Annotated in this window: 24 protein-coding genes; 22 read left to right on the forward strand and 2 right to left on the reverse strand. The window is 24.9% G+C overall.

Annotated features, from left to right (window positions below; genetic code table 11):
• Position 1: 1 nt before the first annotated feature.
• From H8891_RS02015 to H8891_RS02065, 11 genes are all read left to right on the forward strand, one after another.
• A complete protein-coding gene (locus tag H8891_RS02015) occupies positions 2–682 on the forward strand; it encodes an ABC transporter ATP-binding protein (protein WP_187004966.1) in 681 nt (226 codons plus the stop codon).
• Between the two features lie 2 nt (positions 683–684).
• Positions 685–1920, forward strand: a complete 1236-nt coding sequence (locus tag H8891_RS02020; RefSeq protein WP_187004967.1) for an ABC transporter permease — start codon at positions 685–687, stop codon at positions 1918–1920.
• Positions 1921–2032: 112 nt separating this feature from the next.
• Positions 2033–2479, forward strand: a complete 447-nt coding sequence (locus tag H8891_RS02025; RefSeq protein ID WP_147545514.1) for a hypothetical protein — start codon at positions 2033–2035, stop codon at positions 2477–2479.
• Between the two features lie 243 nt (positions 2480–2722).
• Entirely contained in the window at positions 2723–2908 is a 186-nt protein-coding gene (locus H8891_RS02030; RefSeq protein WP_187004968.1) for a hypothetical protein, read from the forward strand.
• Between the two features lie 36 nt (positions 2909–2944).
• Positions 2945–3637: an iron-sulfur cluster assembly scaffold protein gene (locus tag H8891_RS02035; RefSeq protein ID WP_187004969.1), complete on the forward strand. Its 693-nt coding sequence runs from the start codon at positions 2945–2947 to the stop codon at positions 3635–3637.
• A gap of 21 nt (positions 3638–3658) precedes the next feature.
• Entirely contained in the window at positions 3659–4657 is a 999-nt protein-coding gene (locus H8891_RS02040; protein ID WP_147545510.1) for a GGGtGRT protein, read from the forward strand.
• Positions 4658–4826: 169 nt separating this feature from the next.
• Positions 4827–5243, forward strand: a complete 417-nt coding sequence (locus H8891_RS02045; RefSeq protein WP_187004970.1) for a hypothetical protein — start codon at positions 4827–4829, stop codon at positions 5241–5243.
• Between the two features lie 528 nt (positions 5244–5771).
• Entirely contained in the window at positions 5772–6974 is a 1203-nt protein-coding gene (locus H8891_RS02050) for a nitrogenase component 1 (protein ID WP_187004971.1), read from the forward strand.
• 138 nt (positions 6975–7112) lie between these two features.
• Positions 7113–7685, forward strand: coding sequence for a hypothetical protein (locus H8891_RS02055; RefSeq protein WP_187004972.1), 573 nt, complete (start codon positions 7113–7115; stop codon positions 7683–7685).
• A gap of 232 nt (positions 7686–7917) precedes the next feature.
• Positions 7918–8739 (forward strand): N-acetylmuramoyl-L-alanine amidase, encoded by an 822-nt coding sequence (locus H8891_RS02060; RefSeq protein ID WP_187004973.1) that lies wholly within the window; start codon positions 7918–7920, stop codon positions 8737–8739.
• A gap of 160 nt (positions 8740–8899) precedes the next feature.
• Positions 8900–9625, forward strand: coding sequence for a YhfC family intramembrane metalloprotease (locus H8891_RS02065; RefSeq protein WP_187004974.1), 726 nt, complete (start codon positions 8900–8902; stop codon positions 9623–9625).
• 177 nt (positions 9626–9802) lie between these two features.
• Here H8891_RS02065 and H8891_RS02070 read toward each other — a convergent pair whose 3' ends face one another.
• Complete coding sequence (locus tag H8891_RS02070) at positions 9803–10222, reverse strand: flavodoxin (protein ID WP_187004975.1); 420 nt, start codon at positions 10220–10222, stop codon at positions 9803–9805.
• A gap of 470 nt (positions 10223–10692) precedes the next feature.
• On the opposite strand from H8891_RS02070, the gene H8891_RS02075 reads away from it, so the two are divergent.
• The 3 genes from H8891_RS02075 (at position 10693) to H8891_RS02085 (ending at position 13921) form a co-directional block, all read left to right on the forward strand.
• Positions 10693–11412 (forward strand): ribonuclease H1 domain-containing protein, encoded by a 720-nt coding sequence (locus H8891_RS02075; protein ID WP_187004976.1) that lies wholly within the window; start codon positions 10693–10695, stop codon positions 11410–11412.
• A 156-nt stretch (positions 11413–11568) separates the two neighbouring features.
• A complete protein-coding gene (locus H8891_RS02080; protein ID WP_187004977.1) occupies positions 11569–11790 on the forward strand; it encodes an alpha/beta-type small acid-soluble spore protein in 222 nt (73 codons plus the stop codon).
• Positions 11791–11959: 169 nt separating this feature from the next.
• A complete protein-coding gene (locus H8891_RS02085) occupies positions 11960–13921 on the forward strand; it encodes a sensor histidine kinase (RefSeq protein ID WP_187004978.1) in 1962 nt (653 codons plus the stop codon).
• Between the two features lie 90 nt (positions 13922–14011).
• Here the strand turns inward: H8891_RS02085 and H8891_RS02090 are convergent, their stop codons facing one another.
• The gene (locus H8891_RS02090; protein ID WP_187004979.1) at positions 14012–15364 is read right to left on the reverse strand and encodes an MATE family efflux transporter; all 1353 of its coding nucleotides are present in this window, start codon (positions 15362–15364) and stop codon (positions 14012–14014) included.
• 193 nt (positions 15365–15557) lie between these two features.
• Here H8891_RS02090 and H8891_RS02095 point away from each other — a divergent pair, with 193 nt between their 5' ends.
• The 8 genes from H8891_RS02095 (at position 15558) to H8891_RS02130 (ending at position 24433) form a co-directional block, all read left to right on the forward strand.
• Positions 15558–16196, forward strand: coding sequence for a nitroreductase family protein (locus H8891_RS02095; RefSeq protein WP_187004980.1), 639 nt, complete (start codon positions 15558–15560; stop codon positions 16194–16196).
• Positions 16197–16783: 587 nt separating this feature from the next.
• Positions 16784–17368 (forward strand): accessory gene regulator B family protein, encoded by a 585-nt coding sequence (locus tag H8891_RS02100; RefSeq protein WP_187004981.1) that lies wholly within the window; start codon positions 16784–16786, stop codon positions 17366–17368.
• Between the two features lie 110 nt (positions 17369–17478).
• The gene (gene cax, locus H8891_RS02105) at positions 17479–18522 is read left to right on the forward strand and encodes a calcium/proton exchanger (RefSeq protein ID WP_187004982.1); all 1044 of its coding nucleotides are present in this window, start codon (positions 17479–17481) and stop codon (positions 18520–18522) included.
• 461 nt (positions 18523–18983) lie between these two features.
• A complete protein-coding gene (locus tag H8891_RS02110; RefSeq protein WP_187004983.1) occupies positions 18984–20921 on the forward strand; it encodes an EAL domain-containing protein in 1938 nt (645 codons plus the stop codon).
• Between the two features lie 121 nt (positions 20922–21042).
• Positions 21043–22005 (forward strand): arsenic resistance protein, encoded by a 963-nt coding sequence (locus tag H8891_RS02115; protein ID WP_187004984.1) that lies wholly within the window; start codon positions 21043–21045, stop codon positions 22003–22005.
• A 110-nt stretch (positions 22006–22115) separates the two neighbouring features.
• Complete coding sequence (locus H8891_RS02120) at positions 22116–22265, forward strand: hypothetical protein (protein ID WP_187004985.1); 150 nt, start codon at positions 22116–22118, stop codon at positions 22263–22265.
• A 195-nt stretch (positions 22266–22460) separates the two neighbouring features.
• Positions 22461–23162 carry a hypothetical protein gene (locus H8891_RS02125; RefSeq protein WP_187004986.1) on the forward strand — a complete coding sequence of 234 codons (702 nt, stop codon included), beginning with the start codon at positions 22461–22463 and terminating at the stop codon, positions 23160–23162.
• A gap of 140 nt (positions 23163–23302) precedes the next feature.
• Positions 23303–24433: a sensor histidine kinase gene (locus H8891_RS02130; protein ID WP_187004987.1), complete on the forward strand. Its 1131-nt coding sequence runs from the start codon at positions 23303–23305 to the stop codon at positions 24431–24433.
• Positions 24434–24488: the final 55 nt, after the last annotated feature.

A 24488-nucleotide genomic window follows, 5' to 3' on the forward strand; every position in this document is an offset into this window, starting at 1 on the left:
TTTGAAAAATGTAATACAGCTTAAAGGAATTCAAAAATATTATAAAGTAGGAAAAGAGAAATTACATGTTTTAAAATCTATAAACTTATCTATAAAACAAGGTGAGTTTGTAATGATAATGGGTAAATCAGGAAGTGGAAAGACTACTCTTTTAAATATATTGGGATTTTTAGATAAATTTGATGAAGGAAGTTATTTATTTCAGGGTGAAGACGTAACTAATTTAAGTGAAAATAAACGATCAATATTTCGAAATACTAATATTGGATTTGTATTTCAACAATTTAATTTAGTTGAAACATTAAATATATATCAAAATGTTGAATTACCAATGATATATAATAATAAATACTCTAAAGAAGAAAGAAAAGAAAGAATTGAAAAAAATTTAGAATTAGTAGGTCTTTTAGATAAGACAAAACAAAGACCACTTCAATTATCAGGAGGTCAACAACAACGTATTGCTATAGCTAGAGCTCTTGTTAATGATCCTCAAATAATATTTGCAGATGAACCAACGGGAGCACTAGATAGTGATACAGGTATTGAGATAATGAACTTATTAAAAAAGTTAAACAATCAAGGAAAGACTATAATAATGGTTACTCATGATGCTGATTTAACAGAATATGCTACAAAGCTTATAAAGTTAAAAGATGGTGTTATAATTGAGGGGGTGTAGCCATGAACTTAATAAAAAATACACTGGTAAACTTAAAAGCACATAAACTTCGTGTTTTTGTAACTATGATATGGATAATAATAGGAATAACATCTGTAATATTAGTTACTTCAATTGGAGCAGGTCTTGAAGCTAAGATGAAAGAATCTACGGATAAAGTTAATAAGAAAAAAACTACTATAAGGTTTGAACCTTCCAATTATGGCATGATGGACTATTCAATTTTTTTACAACCATTTACTCAACAAGATATAGAAGTAATTTCTTTTATGGAGGGAGTTCAGATGGCTAGGCCTACTAGTGATGAATCTCAAATGAGTGGTTCTTATGGATTTGAAGCATATGTTGATAAAAAATCAACTTTTATAGATATAAATTCTTATAAAAGTGATAAAAAAGTAGATGTAATATATGGAAGAAATTTTGGATATGATGATGATGAACGAAAAGTTATATTAATAACTATGCAAAATGCGACAGAATTATTTGATAATCCAGAAGATGCTGTAGGAAATGGAATTAATATTGATGGGGATATATATGAAATTGTAGGAGTTTTAAAAGAACAAACACAAGAAACTGCAAATCAAATTAATATGATTTATGGTATGGGAGATATGGGATATCAAACTTCATTAATGCCTAAAAAAGTATTTGAAAAACTTGTTAATAAGTATAATTATGGAAATAACGAAATTTATAGTATAGACATATTGGTATCTCCAGGATATGATACATATGAAGTTGCTAATAATGTAGCTATGAAACTACAAGAATTACATCCTGATTTAGATGGGAGTTACATTACTGAAGATATGGATAGTACTTATATGGAACTTGAAAATATGACTTCAAGTATAGATAAATTTGTAAAGATTATAACACTTGTATCCTTATTTGTTGGAGGAATAGGTGTAATGAATATAATGTATATGTCTGTTATTGAAAGACAAAGAGAGATAGGTATAAGAAGAGCTATAGGTGCAAAACCTCGAAATATAATGACTCAATTTTTAATAGAATCTACATTTATAACTATAGTAGGAGGAATATTAGGAATAATTGTGGGAATTATTTTAGTAGGATATATATCTAATAAGTTACCATTTAAAGCTATATTATCTTTTAAAGGATTTGTATATGCAGTAAGTACATCTATATTAACAGGAGTTATATTTGGTATGATACCAGCATTTAAAGCATCTAAATTAGATCCGATAAAAGCTATTCAAAAATAATTAGTAAAAATAAATATAGTTGATATAACATTTTGTAGAAATAATACATATATATTATTAAGATATTGATATTTAATATATCATATCAGAAAAAATATAAAGGGTGAATGTTATGTCAAACAATTGCAAAAAAAAGTGTAATAAATTTAACCAAGGATGTAACAAAAAACATGATAATGATTGCTGTGAATGTAGTAAATTTCAAGAAATATCAAGAGAAAAATGTGAACAAGCTAATTGTATAATAGAAAGAGCTAATAGAATTGCTCAACAAGCTAGACAAGCACAACAAAGAGCAGAGAGACTTAAACAACAATCAATAGAAGAATGTTCAAGAGCTAATTGCTTGTGGGAAGAGTATAAAAGGTTATCAAGACAAGGTGAAGAACTAATGAAACAAGCTAAAGATTGCTTGGAAGCAAGCGTTCAATGTTTTAAAGAATGCCATAAAGAAGAATGTGGATGTAGTATAAATGATTGTGAGTGGAAAATAGAATGTAAGGATGACAAACATACATGTGATCACTCTTGTAAGTGTAATCATAATTGGGGATGTTAAAATCATAATAAATATTAATTGAAGGTAGCATTTTTATGCTACTTTTAATTTTAATTATAATTTACTGAAAAATCATGAAATATAGATATATCAAAAAAGGTAGAAAAATATGAATATTAGGTATTATAAAACTGACATTGATTTAAATTTAACATAGTAATATAATAAATACGTATTAGGTTTTCATCTATTAAGTTTTTAATATTTATATTATTGGTAATCCTAATTATGAGGTGATTTAATATGAAGGAAAACAATATCAAAAGAAATATTAAAAAAGAGAGTTTTAATGAGAAAAAACAACGAATAAGTTCAGTTGTAAACTCTATTTTAGAGGAAAACACAAGTGAGTCTGATCCAGATGGACATTATACAGGTTGTCCAAAAGGAAAACAAATCAGACCAATACAAGATGTAGATGATTTATAAAATATTAAAAAATTATGCCGAGGAAGGAGCTTTCTTATGATTTACACAACAGAAATCACAAATATGTGTAAAATAAACAAAGGCCCTAATCATGGACCAGCACCAATACCTGAAGAAGGTAAGTGGGTAAAAGCGAAACAAATAACAGATATATCAGGATTAACTCATGGTGTAGGTTGGTGTGCACCTCAGCAAGGAGCATGTAAATTAACATTAAATGTTAAAGATGGGATAATACAAGAAGCGTTAGTTGAAACAATAGGATGTTCAGGAATGACACATTCAGCTGCTATGGCATCTGAAATACTTCCTGGGAAAACCATATTAGAAGCATTAAATACTGATTTAGTATGTGATGCAATAAATACTGCTATGAGAGAACTTTTCTTACAAATAGTATATGGTAGAAGCCAAACAGCATTTTCAGAAGGAGGCTTACCAGTAGGTGCTGGACTTGAAGATTTAGGAAAAGGACTTAGAAGTCAAGTTGGAACTATGTATGGAAGTCTTGAAAAAGGACCTAGATATTTAGAAATGGCAGAAGGATATATAACTAAAGTAGCTTTAGATGAAGATAGTGAAATAATAGGATATGAGTATGTTCACCTTGGGAAAATGATGGAAATGGTATCTAAGGGTATGGAAGCTAATGAAGCACTAGAAAAAGCTAAATCTACATACGGTAGATTTAATGAAGGTGTTAAAGTTATAGACCCAAGACATGAATAAAAAAAAGGAAGGTGAACTTAAATGGCTTTATTTGAAAGTTATGAAAGAAGAATAAATCAAATAACTCCTGTACTTGAAAAATACGGATTTAATTCTATAGAAGAATGCAGAGAACTTTGCAAATCAAAGGGATTTGACCCTTATCAAATAGTTAAGGATACTCAAAACATAGCATTTGAAAATGCTTGCTGGGCATATACATTAGGAGCAGCAATAGCTATAAAAAAAGAATGTATGAAAGCAGCAGATGCAGCAGAAGCTATAGGTGAAGGCTTACAAGCATTTTGTATTCCAGGTTCTGTTGCTGATGATAGAAAAGTAGGACTTGGACATGGAAATTTAGGTGGAATGCTTTTAAGAGATGAAACTAAATGTTTTGCTTTCTTAGCAGGACATGAATCTTTTGCAGCAGCAGAAGGTGCTATAAAAATAGCTGAAAAAGCAAATAAAGTTAGAAAAGAAGATTTAAGAGTTATATTAAATGGTCTTGGAAAAGATGCAGCTTATATAATATCTAGAATTAATGGATTTACATATGTTCAAACAGAGTTTGATTATTATACTGGAGAACTAAAAATAGTAAGAGAAAAAGCTTTCTCTAAAGGAGAAAGAAGCAAAGTAAGATGCTATGGATGTGATGATGTTAGAGAAGGTGTTGCAATAATGCATCATGAGGGAGTTGATGTTTCTATAACAGGGAATTCAACTAACCCAACAAGATTCCAACATCCAGTAGCTGGAACTTATAAAAAAGAGTGTTATCAAGAAGGTAAAAAATATTTCTCAGTAGCTTCTGGGGGAGGTACAGGCAGAACTCTTCATCCTGATAATATGGCAGCAGGACCAGCTTCTTATGGTATGACTGATACTATGGGAAGAATGCATTCAGATGCACAATTTGCGGGTTCTTCTTCTGTTCCAGCACACGTTGAAATGATGGGACTTATAGGAATGGGTAATAATCCTATGGTTGGAGCTACAGTTGCAATAGCTGTTGCTGTTGAAGAAAGTTTTAAATAAGAAATTTGAAAATAGGTAGAATTTGAATTTATTCAATTCATACCTATTTTTTTATTATAGTATTTTATAATTTTTCTATTATATATAATAGAAATAATCTATATGAATAAAGCTATTGTTTATAAGTGCAAAATTAGTTGATATAATAAAATCAAAGGGGGGTATTGTTTTGGAATCAACTTCAATAGAATCTAAATTAGATGAACAAAAATTAAAAGTTATACAAAAATATAGGCTCCATTTAAATTCTAGTTCTAATTGGGAATATAGACATCCAAAAAATAAATATCAGCCTATTGAATATTTTTCACAAAAGTTTGTAGAAAGGCACACTGCACTTGCCATGGTTTTTCAAATACATAAACTTTGCTTTGCTAAAATAAAGTATTTTGAAAGTAATTTAAATGATTTTATACCTTATTCATATTCTTTTAAGGATGGATTTAGTGAATGTGAGATATATAAAGTTCAATTTTTATATCATAAATATAGTAAGTATATGATTGGAATTTGTGATTTACAAAATATAAAAGATATAAAAGAATTTAATGATTTTTGTAAGCATTTGGATAGCTTTAAATATTGAATTAAATTACTAAAATCATCGTTGATGAGAAAATTAAAATTATTAATATTAAATTATAGATAAGGAGAGTATGGTACTCTTCTTATTTTTTTGAAAAATAGTTTTTATTCATAAGTACAGTTTGAAAGCTTATTTACTACAATATTTTGTGTATAAATTATGTGATATTTAAATATGAAATTAAAAAAATTTTAAGATTAATACCAAAAATATTGGGTATAAAATAAAATAAAACCGAATCCAGCAAAGAGGATAAAGTTTTCTTGGGATAAGTTTATTACTAAAAGCAAAAAGGCTTATATATGAAAACACTCCAATGATGGCTTTTAAAATTGTAGACTTTTTGAATAATTTGGGGTAATATACCTAAATTTTAAAAATAGAAGATTATACAAATAAAATAAACCACTTAAATAAAATTTACTAAAAAGGACATAACCCATATGTAGGCAAAATATAATCTAGCTATAGTAAAAGATTTAGTCAAATTTATTGGTAATTAAAACAACAATATGGGAGGTATTATGTATGAATGTTTATAAACATTTCCCAGTAGCTAATGATGAAGTAGGTATAATATGGACATTATCATCTATAAAAGATGCTTGTGTTGTTGAGTTTGAACCAGTTAAAAATACTAACTGTAAAGAAAAAAATGAAGGGAATTTAAATGGTGAAGATGAAGCAAAAGTACACTATATTAATATAGAACAAGGTGATATTAATTTTGAGGAGTATGATAGGCTTGAAAAAGCTATAATAGAAATAGATAAAAATACAGATACTAAATATATATTTATTATGATATTAACTAAAGATCCTATAATAAAAAATAATATATTAAATATTTGTGAAAGTTTAAAAGACAATATAACTGCAAAGTTAATACCTATAACTACTGGTGGATTAAAAGATGAATATAATGTAGGGGTTGAAGAGGCATTAGAAATTTTAGCTAATAAAATAGTTAAAAGTAATCATAAAGATTTTAATAAATATAATATATTAGGGTTTAATATAGATAAGTATAACTACGTATCAGATGTTAAAGAGTTAGAAAGAATTATGAAAGAATTGTTTAATAAAGATGTAAATACAATATTTACAGCTGATTCGAGTATAGAAGATATTGAAAATGCAGGAAAAGCATCTTTAAATATAGTAGTTAGAAAAGAAGGTTTAAAAGCAGCACAGTGTATGCATGAAAAGTGTAATATACCATACATTTATAAAAATCTATATGGGCTAAAAAATACTATTAAATTTGTAGAAGCTACAAAAAAAATAGATGGCTATGAACTAGATGAAGACAAGTACAATAAAGAAATACACCATGTAAAAAAATGTATGTTTAATATGAAAAGAAAACTATACTTTTATGAAGAAAGTAAAGATTGTGCAGTATTTGGAGATATGGATACTGTTACAGGTATGAGTGATATGCTAAAAGAATTAGGACTTAAAGTTGATAGAAAAGAAATACTACATAAAATTATATGTGATGAATTAAATGCTACAAAGTTAGAGAGAATGGATTATCTAAATAATAAAGAACTGTTAATACTTTTAGGTGATGGTCAAAGTATAGATATGTATCATGATTCAAAAATGGACTTACAAGTTACTAATACAAACTTAGATAAAGCTAGTATATGCTCAGACACACCATATATTGGTTTTAGAGGATGTGTGTATATTATAGAGAGAATATTACATATAAAAACTGAATGATTTATTTTGTATTACACTATTTTATAAAAAGTTTTACTAATTGATATAAAAGCTAAAAAAGTCACAATTTATAGATGCAGTCATAATATATATTACAGAGGCATAGCTCTGAAACTTTAATAAAGGGTGAGAAATTTTATGAGTTGCAAAAACAAAGTGTGGAGTGAATGTGGAAATATCAGTAGTAGAAAATGGGATAACGTATGCTATTACAAATGTAGTGATAACTGCTATGAATCCAAAAAATGTAAAAGAGAAATTTGCGAAGCTAAAGAAATCTTAGATAGAATAAGAAATAAAAATGATAATTTAGGTGATCACTTAAATTATGCTAAAGAAAATCAAGAAGATGTAAAAAATGCATTAAGTAAAATTGAAAATGATGTATGTAAATTGGCTAATGATTTAGAGAAAATACAAAAAGCTTTAGAAGATGCTATAAAATCTTTATGTAATATAGTTAAAAATTTAGAAAAAGCTCAAACATCTCAAGATAAATCTTTGTGTAATGTAAATAATGCTATAAAAGACCAAGAGGGCATAGATGACTTATTAGATAGGCTAGAATGTGCACTTCATAATATTGTTGAATGTTTTGGAGATAATTGTAGTCATCCCATATTGGTTCCATGGGAAGAAGATTGCTGCAAACATTCAAGTAAAATATGTAGACCAAATAAATGTTATGAAAAAGGAAACTATGATTGTTAGTTGATATTTTAATTTTTGACAATTGTATAAAATTAAAAAATGAGCTCATTTTTAAAAAAGGAGCTCGTTTTTTTGTGCAAAATATTTTTAAAGATTAAATATTTAAAAGATGAAATATATATAAATAGACAAATATTTACAATTTATTGTATACAGTATTGAAAAAAATAATAAAATATGTATAATAATCTGTAGAGTAAATATTACATAAAGGTTAAAAAGGAGGAATTTTTTGAAGATTAAGACTATTAAAAAAAGTGTTGCGGCTTTAGTATTATCAACAGCATTTATGTCGACTCTTACAGTAGCCAATGCAAATAACTATAAAGTATTTATAGATGCAGGCCATGGTGGAAGGGATAATGGTTCATCATATATGGATAGAGTGGAAGATAAAATAAATTTTCAAATTGCTAATAAAGTTGAAGAAAAGCTTAAAAAGCTTGGAATAGATGTGGAAACAAGTAGAGAAAGTGATGAATATGTATCACTAAGAGAAAGAGCTAAAAAATCAAACTTATCAGGTGCAGATGTATTCGTATCTATACATCAAAACTCAGCAGATGATACAAATGCAAAAGGATTAGAAACATTTTATTACAATGAATCAGATAAGAATTTTGCACAAAAGATGCAAAATAGTTTATTAAATTACACTAATGGAAACAACAGAGGATTTAAAAAAGGTAATTTACAAGTTTTAAGAGATAATGAAATACCAGCAGTACTTGTAGAATGCGGATTTATATCTAGTAATGATGAAGGTCATAAATTAACTACAGAAGAGTACCAAAATAAGATAGCAAATGGTATAGTTAATGGGATAACAGATCAACTAAATATAGATAAAAGTATAAAAACTAAAATTAACACAAATAAAGCAATTTCTTTAGAAGATGGTGTTAGTGTTAGAAGTGGAAGAGGTTGTGTTTTTAAAGCTATTGGACGTTTAGAAAAAGGGCAACAGGTAGAAGTTATAGATACTAAATTTGATTGGCATAAGATAAAGTTTGATGGCAAATATGGATATGTATCTAGCGTATATGTTAAATAATTAATAGAGCTACTTTAAAATATTAATATTTTAAAGTAGCTCTATTAATTTTTTTTGAATTTTAAGGTATTTTTTGGAAATTTAAGTTGCAAAATAAGTATTGATATTATAATAACTTAAGCTTATAATTTATAAAAATAACAATATAGAGGTGAAAAAAATGAACATGCTAATTATATTAGCTTTAATATTAAGTATAGGAATATGCTTTTTAATACCCTTAGGAAGTTTAGCTTACTTTGTAATTAAAGATAAAAAGAGAATTAAAAGTTTTTTTATAGGAATATTAATATTTTTTATAACACAAATAGTAATTAGGTTACCACTTATAGGTTTCGTTTTTCCAAAAATGAAATGGTATGAAAATATGTTTTTAAATACATGGCTAAGTGCTATATTTTTAGCATTAACAGCAGGATTAGTTGAAGAGATTGGAAGATATATTGCATTTAAGTATATATTAAAAAATAATAGAACTTATAGTGATGGGATAGCCTTTGGCTTTGGTCATGGAGGAATAGAAGCTATATTAATTACAGGGATCTCTTGTATTGTTATATTAATTGGAATATTAGTAGGAAATGGATTTAATTTAGGAATTACTGCCACAGATGTTTTTATAGTAGGATTTGAGAGATTATGTGCTATGGTTATACACATAGGGTTATCTATAATTATTTTATATGGAGTTAGAGAAAATCATATAAGGTATTTATTTATAGGGATACTTATTCATACACTAGTTAATTTTCCGATTATAATATTATCTAGAGTATTTAACGTAGGTTTTATGGGAGTGGAAGCGTATGTGTTTATATGTGCAATTATAATAGGTGGATTTACTATATATGCTAAAAATTTATATGATAAACAAAAGTTAAATTAATTATATAAAACAAGATAAATAATATAAATCTATTTAAATTAATTTTTACATTATTTTAATTAGGAAATATAAAAATAGAGCCAAAAAGAGGCTCTATTTTTTGAACATACTATTTTTAGGATACATATTTTGACTTATAAAATTTATGGCTTAATTTTATAAATTTAAAATTTATATTTATAAATTAGCGATATCTTCGCCATATTTAACACATCTAGTAGCATCATCGCCTTCAGGAGATTCATTTACTATTACAGATTCTAGAGGAAGTTCAAATCCGTAATTTTTCATTTGGTCTTCCCAATTTCTCATCCATTCTCCATCCCCCCATCCGTAAGAACCGAATAGGCAAGCTTTTTTACCATTTCCTAGATTTTGTAAGGATTCTATAAATGGTTCAAAATCAACTTCTTCTAGATTTTCATTACCCATAGAGGGGCAACCTAGAATTAGTATATCTTCATTTTTTATATTATCTATATTTACTTTTTCTACATTTAATAACTCTACTGTTTTACCTTGGCTAGATATTCCTTCTCCTATAAGGTTTGCCATAGATTCGGTATTTCCTGTTCCACTCCAATATATAATTTTCATATTTATTTCCTCCTATATATGAGATTGAAATTTATTATCAATCACTTTAATTTAATGATAATTATTTTCAATTAAAATGTCAATAGTTTATTTAAGATTTTTTTTTATCTTAAATGAAGTATATTAAAAAATTATATTGATAAAAAGTGTATTAAAAGTTTAATAAATTTATAAATATACATAACAAAAAAACAAAAAGGACTGTTAGTTTGGAGGACAGTCCTTTTTGCCGTTTGCTTGTCTTAGGAAATATACAATATTTAATAAATTTAGGCTTATTATGAAATTAATCTGGTTGCTTAATTGATATTGATTATTATTTATTCTTGCCTTGATTTAATGATAATTGTTTTCAATTAAAAAGTCAATAGAGAAAAAGAAAAAAATAAATCATATTAAAATTATTTGATAAATATATTAATTCATAATAATATTAAATTATAAAGAAACTAAAGATAGGAGAATCTGATTTGAGTAATAAATATTATGCAGTAAAAGTTGGAAAAAAGCCTGGTATCTATAATACTTGGGATGAATGTAAAGAACAAGTTAATAAATTTCCAGGAGCTATATATAAAAGTTTTAAAACATTAGAAGAAGCTGAAAAATTTACAGGTATTAAAAAGGAAGTTAAAATCAGTAAAGAGAAAAGCATAAAAACTAAAATAACAGATAAAGTTAATAAAGAAAGTGAGTTAAAGCCTATAAGAAGCAGCGCAAAAGTTAAATATTTTGAAAAATACATAAAACCAGATGATATAAAAAATGATTTTGATTTTGTGGCATTTGTTGATGGAAGTTATGATAGAGTATCAAAAACATTTGGTTCTGGAATTGTTGTACTTGATTTTAAAGATGATAGTGTGTGTGAATTTAAAGTTGCAGGCCATGATAAGTGGGATCAATGGAATATTGTAGGCGAAATAGAAGCCTCTAAATATGCTATCAAATTAGCTCATGAGAAAAAATTAAAAAAGGTATGCATATATCATGACTTAAAAAATATAGCACTTTGGGCTAGTGGAAGTTGGCAAGCTAAAAATGAGTATACTCAAGATTATGTTAGATATATAGAAAAGTATAGTAAGGATATGGATATCACTTTTATTAAAGTTAAGGGACATAGTTCTAACAAATATAATGATATCGCTGATAGATTAGCTAGAGAAGCTATAGAGGAATATTTATAAGTAAAAAGTAATACAATATAATTCTAGCATGCAAGTTTTATAAGATATAAGAGTATAAAAATTTGTCAAAATAGAGTTTTCCTAGAATTAAATTCATAATAATAAAGTGTTATTTTGCAAAAACTATATATGAAAATATCTCAAGGAGGAAATAAAATGACAAAAAAGCCTTTAGTAAGTAATGCAAAAGAAGCTTTAAATCAAATGAAGTTAGAAATCGCAGGAGAGTTAGGAATTTCAAGTTTTAATGTAAATGGTGCTAATAGAACCTCTTATGAAAATGGTGTTATGGCTGGAAGTTTAGGTGCTATGATGAGCAAAAAATTAGTACAAATGGGAGAAGAACAATTAATTAAAGAATACAATAGCAAAAAGTAAAAAGATAAAGCATTGAACTAAGTTATAGTTCAATGCTTTTATTTATAAAAAATTGATATATTAAAATAAAATTTGAACAAATAAGTTGTAAAAATTGATATAATATTACTTAACAGTAGTTATTTAAACAAAGATAAATATAAAAACTGGGGAGATTTGGGGGAGAAAGATGCGAAGGTATGGGGGTAAATTATTATTTACTTTTTTAACTATTATGTTTTATTTAACATCTTTTAACATAGTAAGTGCACAACAATATAAAAGTTGGAAAAACGTTTTATATATAAGTTCGTATAGTCCTAATTATGAAACTTTTTCAGATCAGTTGGAGGGCATAAAAGATGGAATAGAAAAAGATGTTAATATACAAATGGAGTATATGGATTCAAGAAGATTTTTAGATGAAGAAAACGTTAATAAATTTTATGAATTGCTTAAGTATAAGCTAGAAAATAATAAAAAATATGATGTTATAATTTTAGCAGATGATCAAGCACTTGAATTTGGATTAAGGTATAAAAAAGAATTATTTAAAGATACTCCAATTGTATTTTTAGGTGCGAGCTCACCTGATAGAATTAAAAAAGCTAAAAAAGAAGAAAATATATATGGGGTTACAGAAGATTGTTCTATACAAGAAAATATAGAATTAATAGATAAGTTGCATAAAGGAAAAAATATAAATGTTATATCAGATGCATCATCAAATCATTTGAATGATCAATATGATTTTAAAAAAATGCGTGAAAAAAATAAACATATTAATTTTACAAGTATGTCTTTATACAATATGACATTTGAAGAGCTAGGAAAAAAATTGAAAAATTTAGATAATAATGATGTAGTATTAGTAATATATTCTTATGTAGATAAAATGGGAAATCTAAAATCTATAAAAGAATCTTATGAACTTATAAAGAAAAATGCAAATGTACCTATATATTCAGTTATGGATTATGGTACTCAATGTGGTTTTGTTGGGGGAAGAGTAGTAAGTCACTACGACCAAGGTAAAATAGCAGGATTGATGGCTAAAGACATATTTCAAGGGAAAAAGCCTAAGGAAAAAATTATTGATGGATATAAAATAAATAAATTTATATTCGACTATGATCAATTAAAAGCTAATAAAATAAGAAAAAAAGACTTACCAAAAGACTCTAAGATAATAAATACACCTATGGATATTATATATAGATATAGAGAAATAATATATACTAGCGTGGGGTTAATAATAAGTTTAGTCATAGTAGTGATTTCATTTATATTATATACAATAAGAAAACTACATTATGAAAAAGAATTAATAAAAGCAAAAGAGCTAGCTGAAAATATGAACAAATCTCAAAGTAATTTTATATCAAATATAAGTCATGAATTAAGAACTCCAGTAGCTGTAATAATGTCGGCCAATCAAATATTAGATATAAATATGAAAAAAGTAAAAAATGATTATTCAGAAAGCAATAATGAAAAAATAGATATAATAAAGCAAAACTGTAACAGGTTACTAAGACTTACAAATAATATCATAGATATTGCGAAAGTGGATTCAGGTTTTATGACTTTAAAATTAAAAAATATAGATATTATCCTTTTATTAGAAAGTATTACCATGTCAGTTATACCATATGCAACTAGTAAAAATATAAATATAATATTTGATACAAGTGATGAAGAATTTATAATGAGCGTAGATCCAGACAAGATAGAAAGAATAGTTTTAAATTTAATTTCAAATGCAATTAAGTTTTCAAAAGATAATATGACCATATATGTAAATGTTTATGTTGATAAAATAGAAAATATATTAACTCTTTCTGTGAAAGATAATGGAATTGGAATAGATGAAAGTCATTTAGAAAAAATATTTGAGCGATTTGCACAAGTAGAAGATACAATGATAAGAAGTAATGAAGGTAGTGGAATTGGATTATCTCTTGTCAAAATATTTACAAACTTGCATGGAGGAGATATAGAAGTTAAGTCTAAGGTTAATGAAGGTAGTGAGTTTGTAATTAGACTACCTATAAATGTATTAGAAGATGAAGAAGTAGTAAATTGTGAATTATATTATGATGATACAACAAATTCAAAGACTGCATTAGAATTTTCTGATATAGAATTTTAATTTAATAAAATAATAAAGAAGTATTGAGTTATGTAAGCTCAATACTTCTTTTGTTTTATAAAAAGTAATAGATTTTTATAGTTTTGACTTTTATGCATTTATAGAGCAACACTCTGAAGCATTTAGGCTATTAATTTTTCTAAAATAATCAATCATTAAAGGTATACAAGCTGCAATCCAAGCAAAAGGCCCTGCTAAACAAACACCTGTATAACCAATTGCTAAAGGAAGAGTAAATGAAACCACAGTTCTTGCCACAAGTTCACAAACTCCAGCCATCATAGGTGTGAAAGTATACCCCATTCCTTGAAGTGAATTTCTATATATAAATATTAAACTAAGTGGTATAAAGAAAAATGATACTGTAGTTAAATACTTCATAGAATAAGCAATAACATCAGGGTCTGCATCGGATATAAATAATTTAACAAAGCTTTCTCCAAATACTACAAGTATAATTCCTGAAACAATACCAATACCTATATTTATTATAGTACACTTCTTAACTCCTTCTTTTATACGTTCTATACTTGAAGCACCAAGATTTTGAGCACAGTAAGTAGCCATAGTTACGCCAAATGTTACACTAGGTTGCATAACAAGTTGCTCAACCCTAGAAGCAGCAGTATGTGCAGCGATAACAGTTGAACCAAATTTATTAACAGCACCTTGAAGTATTATTGCACCAATAGCTGTTATTGAAAATTGAAGAGCCATTGGAATTCCTATGTTTAAGTGCTTTTTAAAATAGTTTATATCAAATTTAAAGTGTTTTTTTTCTAATTTTAATATAGGAAATTTCTTAGCTGTATAAATTAAGCATAAAACTCCTGAAAAACCTTGGGATATAACAGTAGCATAAGCTGCACCAGCTACTCCCATGGACAAATTAACTATAAACACTAAATCTAGTATTATATTTAAAATAGATGCAACAATTAAAAAGTATAATGGTGTTTTACTATCACCAAGTGCACGAAGTATACTAGATATCATATTATAAAAAAATGTTGCAAATAGGCCACCATAAATAACTATTATATAAGCATAAGAATCATTTATTATATCACTAGGAGTTTTTATCGCATTTAAAAGTGGGCTAGCTGTAACCATACTTACAATAGTAATTAAAATTGCCATAATAATAGATAATATAATAGCACTACCTACTGCATATTTTACTCCCTCTTCATCATTTGCCCCAAATCTTTGTGAAACTAAAACAGAAAAGCCAGATGTAAGCCCTAATACAAATCCGATTATTAAAAATACCATAGAACCTGTAGAACCAACGGCAGCAAGAGCTTTAACACCTAAAAATTTTCCAACTATTATAGTATCAACCATACTATAAAATTGTTGGAAAATATTCCCTATAAGTAATGGTATAGAGAAATATAAAATCAATTTTACTGGATTTCCAGTAGTCATATCCTGTGTCATAATATCCCCTTTCATATACATAGAATTTATTTATTTGCATATAATATCATTATTTAAATATTCATACAATAGATTATATTAAAGTTAATGAAAATGATACTAAAATAAATAATAAAAAAATAGTTTGACATAAAACTATTTTATTTATATAATTAATTTGAAAATAAATTAGTTATATAAAGGAGACAAAATAATGACAGACTTAAGTTTTATATATAACCGTCAAAGTATAAGAAAGTTCAAGGATACTAAGATTCCAAGAGAAGATATAATGGAATTATTAAAGGCAGCAACTTTTGCTCCATCTGCAAAACATCAACAAAATTGGCATTTTGTTGTACTTCAAAATAAAGATATAATAAATGAAATGGCAGATATAGTAACTAAGAGTCATGAAAAAATAGGGGAATTAGCTAAAACTGAAAAAGATACAAAAATACATATGAGTGTAATAAATTATTATACATGTTTTAAAAATGCTCCAGTAGTAGTATTAGTTTATGGATGCGAATATAAAATGATAGAATATAAGATATTAAAAGAAAATAATGCTCCAAAAGAAGTATTAGATGTTTTAGTATCACCACAATCAGGAGCTCAAAGTATAGGAGCAGCAGTTGAAAACTTTTTATTAGCAGCAACTGAAATGGGATATGGAACTTGCTATATGACAGGTCCTACTCATGCTAAAACTGAAATAGAAAAGCTTATAGGATTTGAAAAGCCAGGATATGAATTAATGTCTATGATAGCTTTAGGAGTTGCCGAAGATAATCAACCAGCTCAACCACCTAGAAAGCCATTAGAAGATGTAACTACATTTATAGACTAACAAATAAAAAGTACTCTAAATAAAATTAATATTTAGAGTACTTTTTTATTGGAATTTATATTATAAAAAATAAATTTTATATAAAAAAATTTTTATAATATAGATTCTAATAAAAAATCGTGATATATTGTATACATAGACAACAATATTAGACAAATAACAACAAATCAGTAGGAAGTTGACAAAATATAAAAAAGATTAAATTATTTTAAGCTATAGACATCAAAATAGGGAACTACATGAGTTCCTCTTGACCCCTTAAAAATCCCTTATAAAAGTATAATAAATATTCCCTTAAAAAAGACTGTTAGTTAACAGTCTTTTTTATTTAAAAATTATATTTAATCTTATTTTTAAATATTATTTTAAATATGTAAATTTATTTTTGAAAAAAAATCTTAGAAATTATATAATATTTATAGGAAATATTTCCATTTTATTAAGATGTAATTTGGAGATTCAGTATTATTAAATTGCATATAGGGGTTTATGTAAAAATTTAATATATATTTAAATCAAAATAAGTTATAAAATCTATGAATTTAATTATATAGAATAACTATAAACAGTTATTCAAAGGAGGGAATATGATTGAATCACTTACTGATAAAATAGCATCTTTTTTTATAGTGAATATGGTAATGGATGAAAAAAAGTATAAATTGTATAAAGCTAATATTAAAGCTTTGATATATCTAGTAGTAAGTGTGGTATCTGTGATATTAGTTGGTTTATTTTTTAACAAAGTAATTCAAGGAATAATACTTTTATTATGTTATGTACTAATAAGAAAATGTGCTTATGGATACAAAAACAAAAATTACATAATACGTTTAGCATTATTTTTAGGTATATTTATATTAACTATATATATAAGTGACTATGAAGATATAACTACTTATAAATCTTTAGTTGGAACTTTTACAATACTAAGTGTTGTTGGAGTGTTTATACTATCTCCAGTTAACGATATAAAAAATCCAATTGAATTAAAGAAAGTATCTAAGTATAAAAATATATCAAGGGTAATTTCTTTAATTGTAGCAATTTTTACACTAGGAATTTTAGAAATACATAATTTAAATGAATACGCTGCATTTACATCTAGTGCTTTATTTTGGAGTGCTATAATGTTAGTTTTAGGCACTATAAAAAATTACATAAGATATTAAATTAATTGTTATTTTTATATTAAAAGGGTAGATACTAAATACTGAAAACTAGACAAAAAAATATTATAAGAATATAATAAATTAGAAATCTAATTATATAGAGGTGGATTATGAAAGTTTTAAAGTATTTATTGATTTTTATACCTATAAGTATTATAGGAGAATTTATGCATTTGCCACCTACAGTGATGTTTGTTTTAGCAGCCTTATCAATAATACCATTAGCTGGACTTATGGGAGAAGCAACAGAAGAAATATCTTTTTACACTGGACCTAAAATAGGTGGATTTTTAAATGCGACTTTTGGAAATGCAACAGAACTTATAATATCATTTTTTGCACTTAAGGCTGGATTATTTGATGTTGTAAAAGCATCTATTGCAGGTTCTGTAATAGGAAATATACTACTTGTACTTGGGGCTAGTATGTTGTTTGGAGGATTAAAATACAAAAATCAAACCTTTAATAAAAAAGTAATAGAGGTGTCTTCAAGTATGTTGTTATTTGCTGTTATAGGGCTTTGTATACCTGCAATATTTACACATACAATAGAGGCTAATCTACTAAATACAAGATATGAAGGTTTAAGTGTTATGGTAGCTGTTATAATGTTTATTATATACATACTAAGTTTAGTATTTTCATTTTTTACTCACAAAGATATATATTTAATAGATCATGAGGAAGAAGGGGAAGCTAAGTGGTCACTTAAAAAAGCTATATTAGTATTGGCTTTTGCAACTGTATTAATAGCTATTGAAAGTGAATTTTTAGTTAGTGGAGTAGATGCTATAACATCAACTTTAGGCTTAAGTGAATTCTTTGTAGGTATAATATTAATACCTATTATAGGAAATGCAGCAGAACATTCTACTGCTATTGTTATGGCTATGAAAAATAAAATGGATGTGGCAGTTGAAATTGCAATTGGTTCAAGTTTACAAATAATATTATTTGTTGCACCAGTTTTAATATTTTTAAGTTTACTATTTACTCCTATGAGTATAGTATTTAATCAATTTGAGTTAGTATCTTTAATTGTTTCAGTACTTATAGTAAATAGAGTATCTAATGATGGAGAATCAAACTGGCTTGAAGGTGTACAATTATTATCTGTTTATTTTATAATCGCTGCAGGATTTTTCATATTATAGAAATTTAAAATAAGACTACATTAATGTAGTCTTATTTTGTTATAATTTAATAGTATGATACTTAATATTATAGTAAAATTACAAAAAGTTTTAAGGGGGATTGTGACAGGTTTTAAATTAATATAATATTAATAAATAATATTTAAAAAATCTTAATGGGGGAGAGGATTTAAATAAAAAAACTATCAAAGTATTATCTAATAATACCAATAATTATCGTATTAATTTTTATTACAAAAATTTATATAAGTAAAGAAAATCAATATATAGTAAAAAATATAGAAAAACATTATTTAAATAATGAACAATTAAGTGAAGCTTTTTTTAAACAAGTTAAAAATAAAATTGATAAACAAAGTAAAAAGGAATCTAATGATTATTTTATTTTAGGTTATATTAATTTAAATTATGATAATAATAAAAATTTAGCTAAAAAATACTTTGAAAAGACAATAAATAGCTTGAATGAAAAGACTAATAGTTTTGCAAAAGTTTATAGTTACTATTATTTATCTAAAGATGCTAAAAATAATAAAAATATAGATAAAGCTATAGATTATGCACAAGATAGCTTTGAAAGTTTAGATAAAAATCAATATGGTAAATATCAAAATATAATTTGGGAGACATTTGAAAATCTAATAGATACAGAAAAAGGAAAAGAATTAGCTTTAAAAAGTTATAATAAGATTAAAGATTATGAATATCTATTAAATCAAGAATCAAAACTTTATTTTTATAAAAAATTAGCAAAATTAAATAAAATTTCATCTAAATATGTTTATTCTATGGAAAATAATTTAAGTGTTGTAGATTTAGCTGAAAATTTAGGTAATGATGAAGAATTATATAAGGCAATTATAGAAATGGCATTAGTAGCAAAACAAACTGGACAATATAAACTTGCTTTAGAAATAATGGATTTTAATAAAAATATTAAAATAAAAAATAAAAAATCAGAAGTCGATTTGATTTTTTATAAATTTATAAATTTAGCAGAAATAGAAAGTATATTAGAAAATAATGAAAAGGCTATAAATTATTTAAATAAAATAGAAGATTATGAAAAATATATAGATGAAAATAAACTTGATGATTTAAAAACAGTTGAAAAAATAGTAGAGGCTGAATATTATATAGAAAAAGAAAATTTTAAATTAGCTAACAAATATTTAAAAGAAGCAAAATATCTTATAGATAATGACGATGAAAATTTTTACAAAAATAAAAAATTTATGTACTATACGTCTTTAGCTAAATTATATACAAAAGAAAAGAGATATAATGAAGCAATAAATATTTATATTAATATTATAAATTCAGCACAAAAAAAATTAGAATTAGAATATATAGAAATTTCTTTGGATAAATTAATAACATTATATAAAATAACTGGAAATAATAAAAAAGAATATGAAAATGGTATAGCTTTATTAAAATTAAAAGATTATAAAAATGATATATTTTCTAAACATTACTATGAAAGTATGATATATAAATTTTGTAGCAAAAAGCTTAAGAAAGAAAGTATTAATATAAAGATTATAAATGTGATTTTTAAGATATTGATATTAATATTATTTGCATTTATTTTTACATTTAATATTTATCCTAAAATTAGAAAATGTACAAATAAAAGAAAAATTAGAAAATATATGAAAGAAAATAACTATGTAATACATTATCAACCAATAGTAGATCCCAAGGAAAATGAAATTGTAGGATTTGAAGCATTAATTAGATGTAAATTAAATAATGAACTTATAATGCCAAGTATAATTATAGATAATATTGAAAGATATGATATGATGGGTGAAGTATCTATATGGATACTTAAAAAAATAATAAGAGATTATAAAGAAATTAAAAAAATTGATAATCTATCAGAAGAGTTTTACATTTCTATGAATATGTCTTTAAAAGAAGTTGAAGATGATAACATATTAGAACAATTTAAAGAAATAATAAAAAATTCAAATATAAAAGAGAAATCTATATGTATAGAGATTACTGAAAACAATTCGTATAAGAATCAAAAAAAAGTAGAGGAAAATATAGAAAAGCTTCGGGAATATGGATTTTTAGTTGCACTAGACGATTTTGGAGTAGAGTATTCAAATATATCTATACTAGGCCAATTTAAATTTGATACTGTTAAACTGGATAAATATTTTATTGACAGCATTCACAAAACAGCTATTAGTAAAACTGTTATAGAAATTTTTGATTATTTATCTTGTATGAAAGAAAAAAATATAATAATTGAAGGAGTAGAAGAAAAGTCTCAAGTTGATTTTATAAAAGATACTTCATCTAGTAAATTTTATATACAAGGGTATTTTTATAGTAAACCTTTAGAACTTGATGATTTAAAGAACTTTAAATTAAATATAAACTAAAAAGATGTAGTTTTTAAAATCTACATCTTTTTAGTTTATATTTAATTTATGGTTTAAAAAATAAAAAATGATAATCAATTTCATTTATGCTATAATATAAAATATGAAAGGAGCTTATATTATGGAAAATGTGAATAAATTTCAAAGTTTTATAATATTATTTATGGTTTTTATAGGAATAATATTAGGTCAGATAGATTTAATTCAAGCATACTCAGAATATTTAATAATGCCTTCTTTGATGGCAATGTTATTTTTAGTATTTATACAAATTCCAATAAAAGATATAACTAAATCATTTAAAAATATGAAGTTTACATTAACATCTATTTGTATAAATTTTATATGGACACCTATATTAGTATTTATACTTGGAAGAGTATTTTTAGGTAATAATTCAGATTTATTAATAGGTTTTGTAATGCTTATGGTAACACCGTGTACTGATTGGTATTTAATTTTTACTGGAATAGCTAAAGGAAATGTAGCATTAGGAGCATCTATTTTACCTTTAAATTTAATACTTCAATTAATTTTACTTCCAGTTTATGTATTCTTAATTGGACAATCAAGTGTTCAAATGGATGTTTTAAATCTTTTAAAAGGAGTAATTGTAAGCTTGATAATACCTCTTTTTGGAGCTTTAATATATAGAAAGTTGTCTATAAGTAAAAAGGGAATAGATTACTTTGAGAAAAATATAGTTTCAAAAGCCTGCGATTACCAAGGTTACTTTTTAAATATAGCTATAGTCTTTATGTTTGCATCACAAGGAAAAATACTTCTTAAAAATCCTCAGATACTTTTACAATTATTAATACCTGTATTATTATTTTTTATAATAAATTTAATTGTTGGCCAATTTGTAGGAAGAAAACTAAATTTAAGTCATGAAGATAATGTATCTTTAAATTTAACTACATTAGCTAGAAATTCACCTATAGCTCTTGCAATAGCTGTAGCGACATTTCCTAATAAACCACTGATATCACTTGCACTTATAATAGGACCATTAATAGAACTACCTGTACTTTTTATAGTATCTAAAATTTTATTGAATATAAATAAAGAAGATATACTTTAAATTAATTTTTTTATTTTAAAACTAAAAGAATAAATATCAATTTAAGATTTGACTTAAAGATTAAGGGTATATTTATAATTATAAATTACTACAGATTGGAGATGTTCAAGTTGAACAAGGATTCAAAAGAAAAAGAATATGAAAAGATAAAAAAAGATGAAGAACTAATGGATAAAGAATTATTAGGTAAGAAAATACTAGAACAAAATCATAAAGATTTTGAGTTAGAAGAGCAATTAGATTCATTAAAAAATTTATAAATTAAAAATATGATAAAAAAGCATAGAATATATTTTAAAATATATTCTATGCTTTTTTATTTATAGATATAGTTTAAAAAAATATTCAAAAATATAAAATTTTACAAAAACTAAAGGGAAAAAATAAATTGTGTAGAATTTTATATATAATTAGGGAATTAGGCTAGTTTTAATATACATTAGGGGTGGAGGTTTTTGACAATAGAGGGTTTAAAAAGAAAAAACAAATATATATTAATATTAATTTTGAGTTGTATTTTTACAATTAGTAAATGTAAGTTAATTAATAAAATACATGCAAATAATACTAAAGATAAAGGATTTAATGTATTAGTTTTAAATTCATATCATCAAGTTCATATATGGGAATCTAGTATATTCAATAGTTTATTATCATATATAGAAAATAATAATGAAAGAGACATTAACTTTAATATTGAGTATTTAGATTTTAAAAATAATAATAAAAAGTATATAAAATCATTTAAAAATATGTTAAATGAAAAATATGCAAAGGGAAGTATTGATGCTATATATACAGTAGATGATGAAGCTTATGATGTTTTTAGTCCAGAAGTATTAAATAAAGAAAGTAATTTTTATAAACTTCCACTGGTATTTAGTGGAGTAGACAGTAAAATAAGTAGAATTAAAGAAGAAAAGTCGTATATAGCAGGGATTTATCACGAAGATGATAGTTTAAATTTAATCAATTTAATTTATGACTTAAACCCTAAATTGAAAAATATAAATTTAATAGTTGAAGATTCTAAGTATGGAGATTCAGTAAAATATGAAATAGAAAGATTAGTAAAGAACTATTTAAAAGAAAATATAAATATACAGTATATAAAAGGTAATTATATAGAGGATATAATTAGCCAATTAAAAAAATAGAAAGCTCAGATAATACAGTAAATATTATAGCAGGTGAATTTCAAAGTATAAGTTCAAAAACATATAAAAACCCTAAATATATAGTAGATGAAATAAAAAAATATAGTAATGCACCTATATACTCTAATGACCAGACTTATATGAATGCAGGTATAGTTGGAGGGCATATTGATATAGGAGAAGAACTTGGTGAAATAGCTTGTGATATGTTAGTTAAATTAAGAAAAGGAGTTAGTATAGAAGATATTAAAAATACTACAGAGCCAATTGCAAAAGCTTATGTTGATTATAAAAGTATATATGAATATAATATAAATTCTTTTTTTGTAGATAAAGATGTTAATGTAATTAATAAAGAATTTTTTGAAATTTTAATTCCTATATGGATGAAATTGTTAATATTAATAATAATAGTAATTTTAGTAATAATTAAAATTGCAACTAAACATAGAAAAATAAAAGAAAAAGAATTAGAAGAAAAACAAAAAGCTTTAGAAAGAGAAAAGTTAAAATCTGATTTTATAGTTAATTTAAGTCATGAATTAAGAACGCCTATAAATATAATACTAGGGACCATTAGAGTTTTAGAATGTAGTGCTAATAAAAAAATAAATAGTGATTATCTTTTAGAAAAAATAGAAAATATTAATAAAAATTCATATAGATTATTAAAAATACCAAACAATATAATTGATATAACTAAAGCTGAATCAGGTATGTTTAAGTTAAAATTAGAAAGGTGTAATATAGTAAGTGTTATAGAAAATATATTTGAATCAAGCCTTTGCTTTGCTAAAAGAAAAAATATTAAAATGATATTTGATACAAAAGAAGAGGAAATAAACACAGCTATAGATGTGTTTCAAATTCAAAGAGTTATATTAAATTTAATATCAAATGTAATTAAATTTACACATGAAAATGGGAATATAAATTTATCTATTTGGACAGAGGCTGAAAATATAATTATAGAAGTAGCAGATGACGGGGAGGGAATACCAAGTGATAAATTAAATTATATCTTTTATAGATTTTATCAAGTAGAAAATTTATATACAAGAAAAAATGAAGGTAGTGGAATAGGTCTTTGTATAGTAAAGGAGATTGTAGAAATTCATGGTGGTAAAATTGAGATAGAAAGTGAAGTAAATAAAGGTTCTAAATTTAGAGTATACTTACCTATAAATTTAGAAAAAGATATTCTTGATTATGAAAGTTCAAGTATTATAGATAATATTCAAATTGTAAATTTAGAAATGTCAGATATTTAAATATGGAAATAGTAAAAAGGGCTATTAAACTTTAGTTTATTTAGCCCTTTATATA

The organism is Paeniclostridium hominis (assembly GCF_014306135.1).
Taxonomy (GTDB): domain Bacteria; phylum Bacillota; class Clostridia; order Peptostreptococcales; family Peptostreptococcaceae; genus Paraclostridium; species Paraclostridium hominis.

What these genes read in the sequence shown, in the direction of transcription:
- H8891_RS02020 (WP_187004967.1), top strand. Translation starts at nt 685, where the DNA reads ATGAACTTAATAAAAAATACACTGGTAAACTTAAAAGCACATAAACTT.
- H8891_RS02025 (WP_147545514.1), top strand. Translation starts at nt 2,033, where the DNA reads ATGTCAAACAATTGCAAAAAAAAGTGTAATAAATTTAACCAAGGATGT.
- H8891_RS02030 (WP_187004968.1), top strand. Translation starts at nt 2,723, where the DNA reads ATGAAGGAAAACAATATCAAAAGAAATATTAAAAAAGAGAGTTTTAAT.
- H8891_RS02035 (WP_187004969.1), top strand. Translation starts at nt 2,945, where the DNA reads ATGATTTACACAACAGAAATCACAAATATGTGTAAAATAAACAAAGGC.
- H8891_RS02040 (WP_147545510.1), top strand. Translation starts at nt 3,659, where the DNA reads ATGGCTTTATTTGAAAGTTATGAAAGAAGAATAAATCAAATAACTCCT.
- H8891_RS02050 (WP_187004971.1), top strand. Translation starts at nt 5,772, where the DNA reads ATGAATGTTTATAAACATTTCCCAGTAGCTAATGATGAAGTAGGTATA.
- H8891_RS02055 (WP_187004972.1), top strand. Translation starts at nt 7,113, where the DNA reads ATGAGTTGCAAAAACAAAGTGTGGAGTGAATGTGGAAATATCAGTAGT.
- H8891_RS02065 (WP_187004974.1), top strand. Translation starts at nt 8,900, where the DNA reads ATGAACATGCTAATTATATTAGCTTTAATATTAAGTATAGGAATATGC.
- H8891_RS02070 (WP_187004975.1), bottom strand. Translation starts at nt 10,222, where the DNA reads ATGAAAATTATATATTGGAGTGGAACAGGAAATACCGAATCTATGGCA.
- H8891_RS02080 (WP_187004977.1), top strand. Translation starts at nt 11,569, where the DNA reads ATGACAAAAAAGCCTTTAGTAAGTAATGCAAAAGAAGCTTTAAATCAA.
- H8891_RS02085 (WP_187004978.1), top strand. Translation starts at nt 11,960, where the DNA reads ATGCGAAGGTATGGGGGTAAATTATTATTTACTTTTTTAACTATTATG.
- H8891_RS02090 (WP_187004979.1), bottom strand. Translation starts at nt 15,364, where the DNA reads ATGACACAGGATATGACTACTGGAAATCCAGTAAAATTGATTTTATAT.
- H8891_RS02095 (WP_187004980.1), top strand. Translation starts at nt 15,558, where the DNA reads ATGACAGACTTAAGTTTTATATATAACCGTCAAAGTATAAGAAAGTTC.
- H8891_RS02100 (WP_187004981.1), top strand. Translation starts at nt 16,784, where the DNA reads ATGATTGAATCACTTACTGATAAAATAGCATCTTTTTTTATAGTGAAT.
- cax (WP_187004982.1), top strand. Translation starts at nt 17,479, where the DNA reads ATGAAAGTTTTAAAGTATTTATTGATTTTTATACCTATAAGTATTATA.
- H8891_RS02115 (WP_187004984.1), top strand. Translation starts at nt 21,043, where the DNA reads ATGGAAAATGTGAATAAATTTCAAAGTTTTATAATATTATTTATGGTT.
- H8891_RS02130 (WP_187004987.1), top strand. Translation starts at nt 23,303, where the DNA reads ATGAATGCAGGTATAGTTGGAGGGCATATTGATATAGGAGAAGAACTT.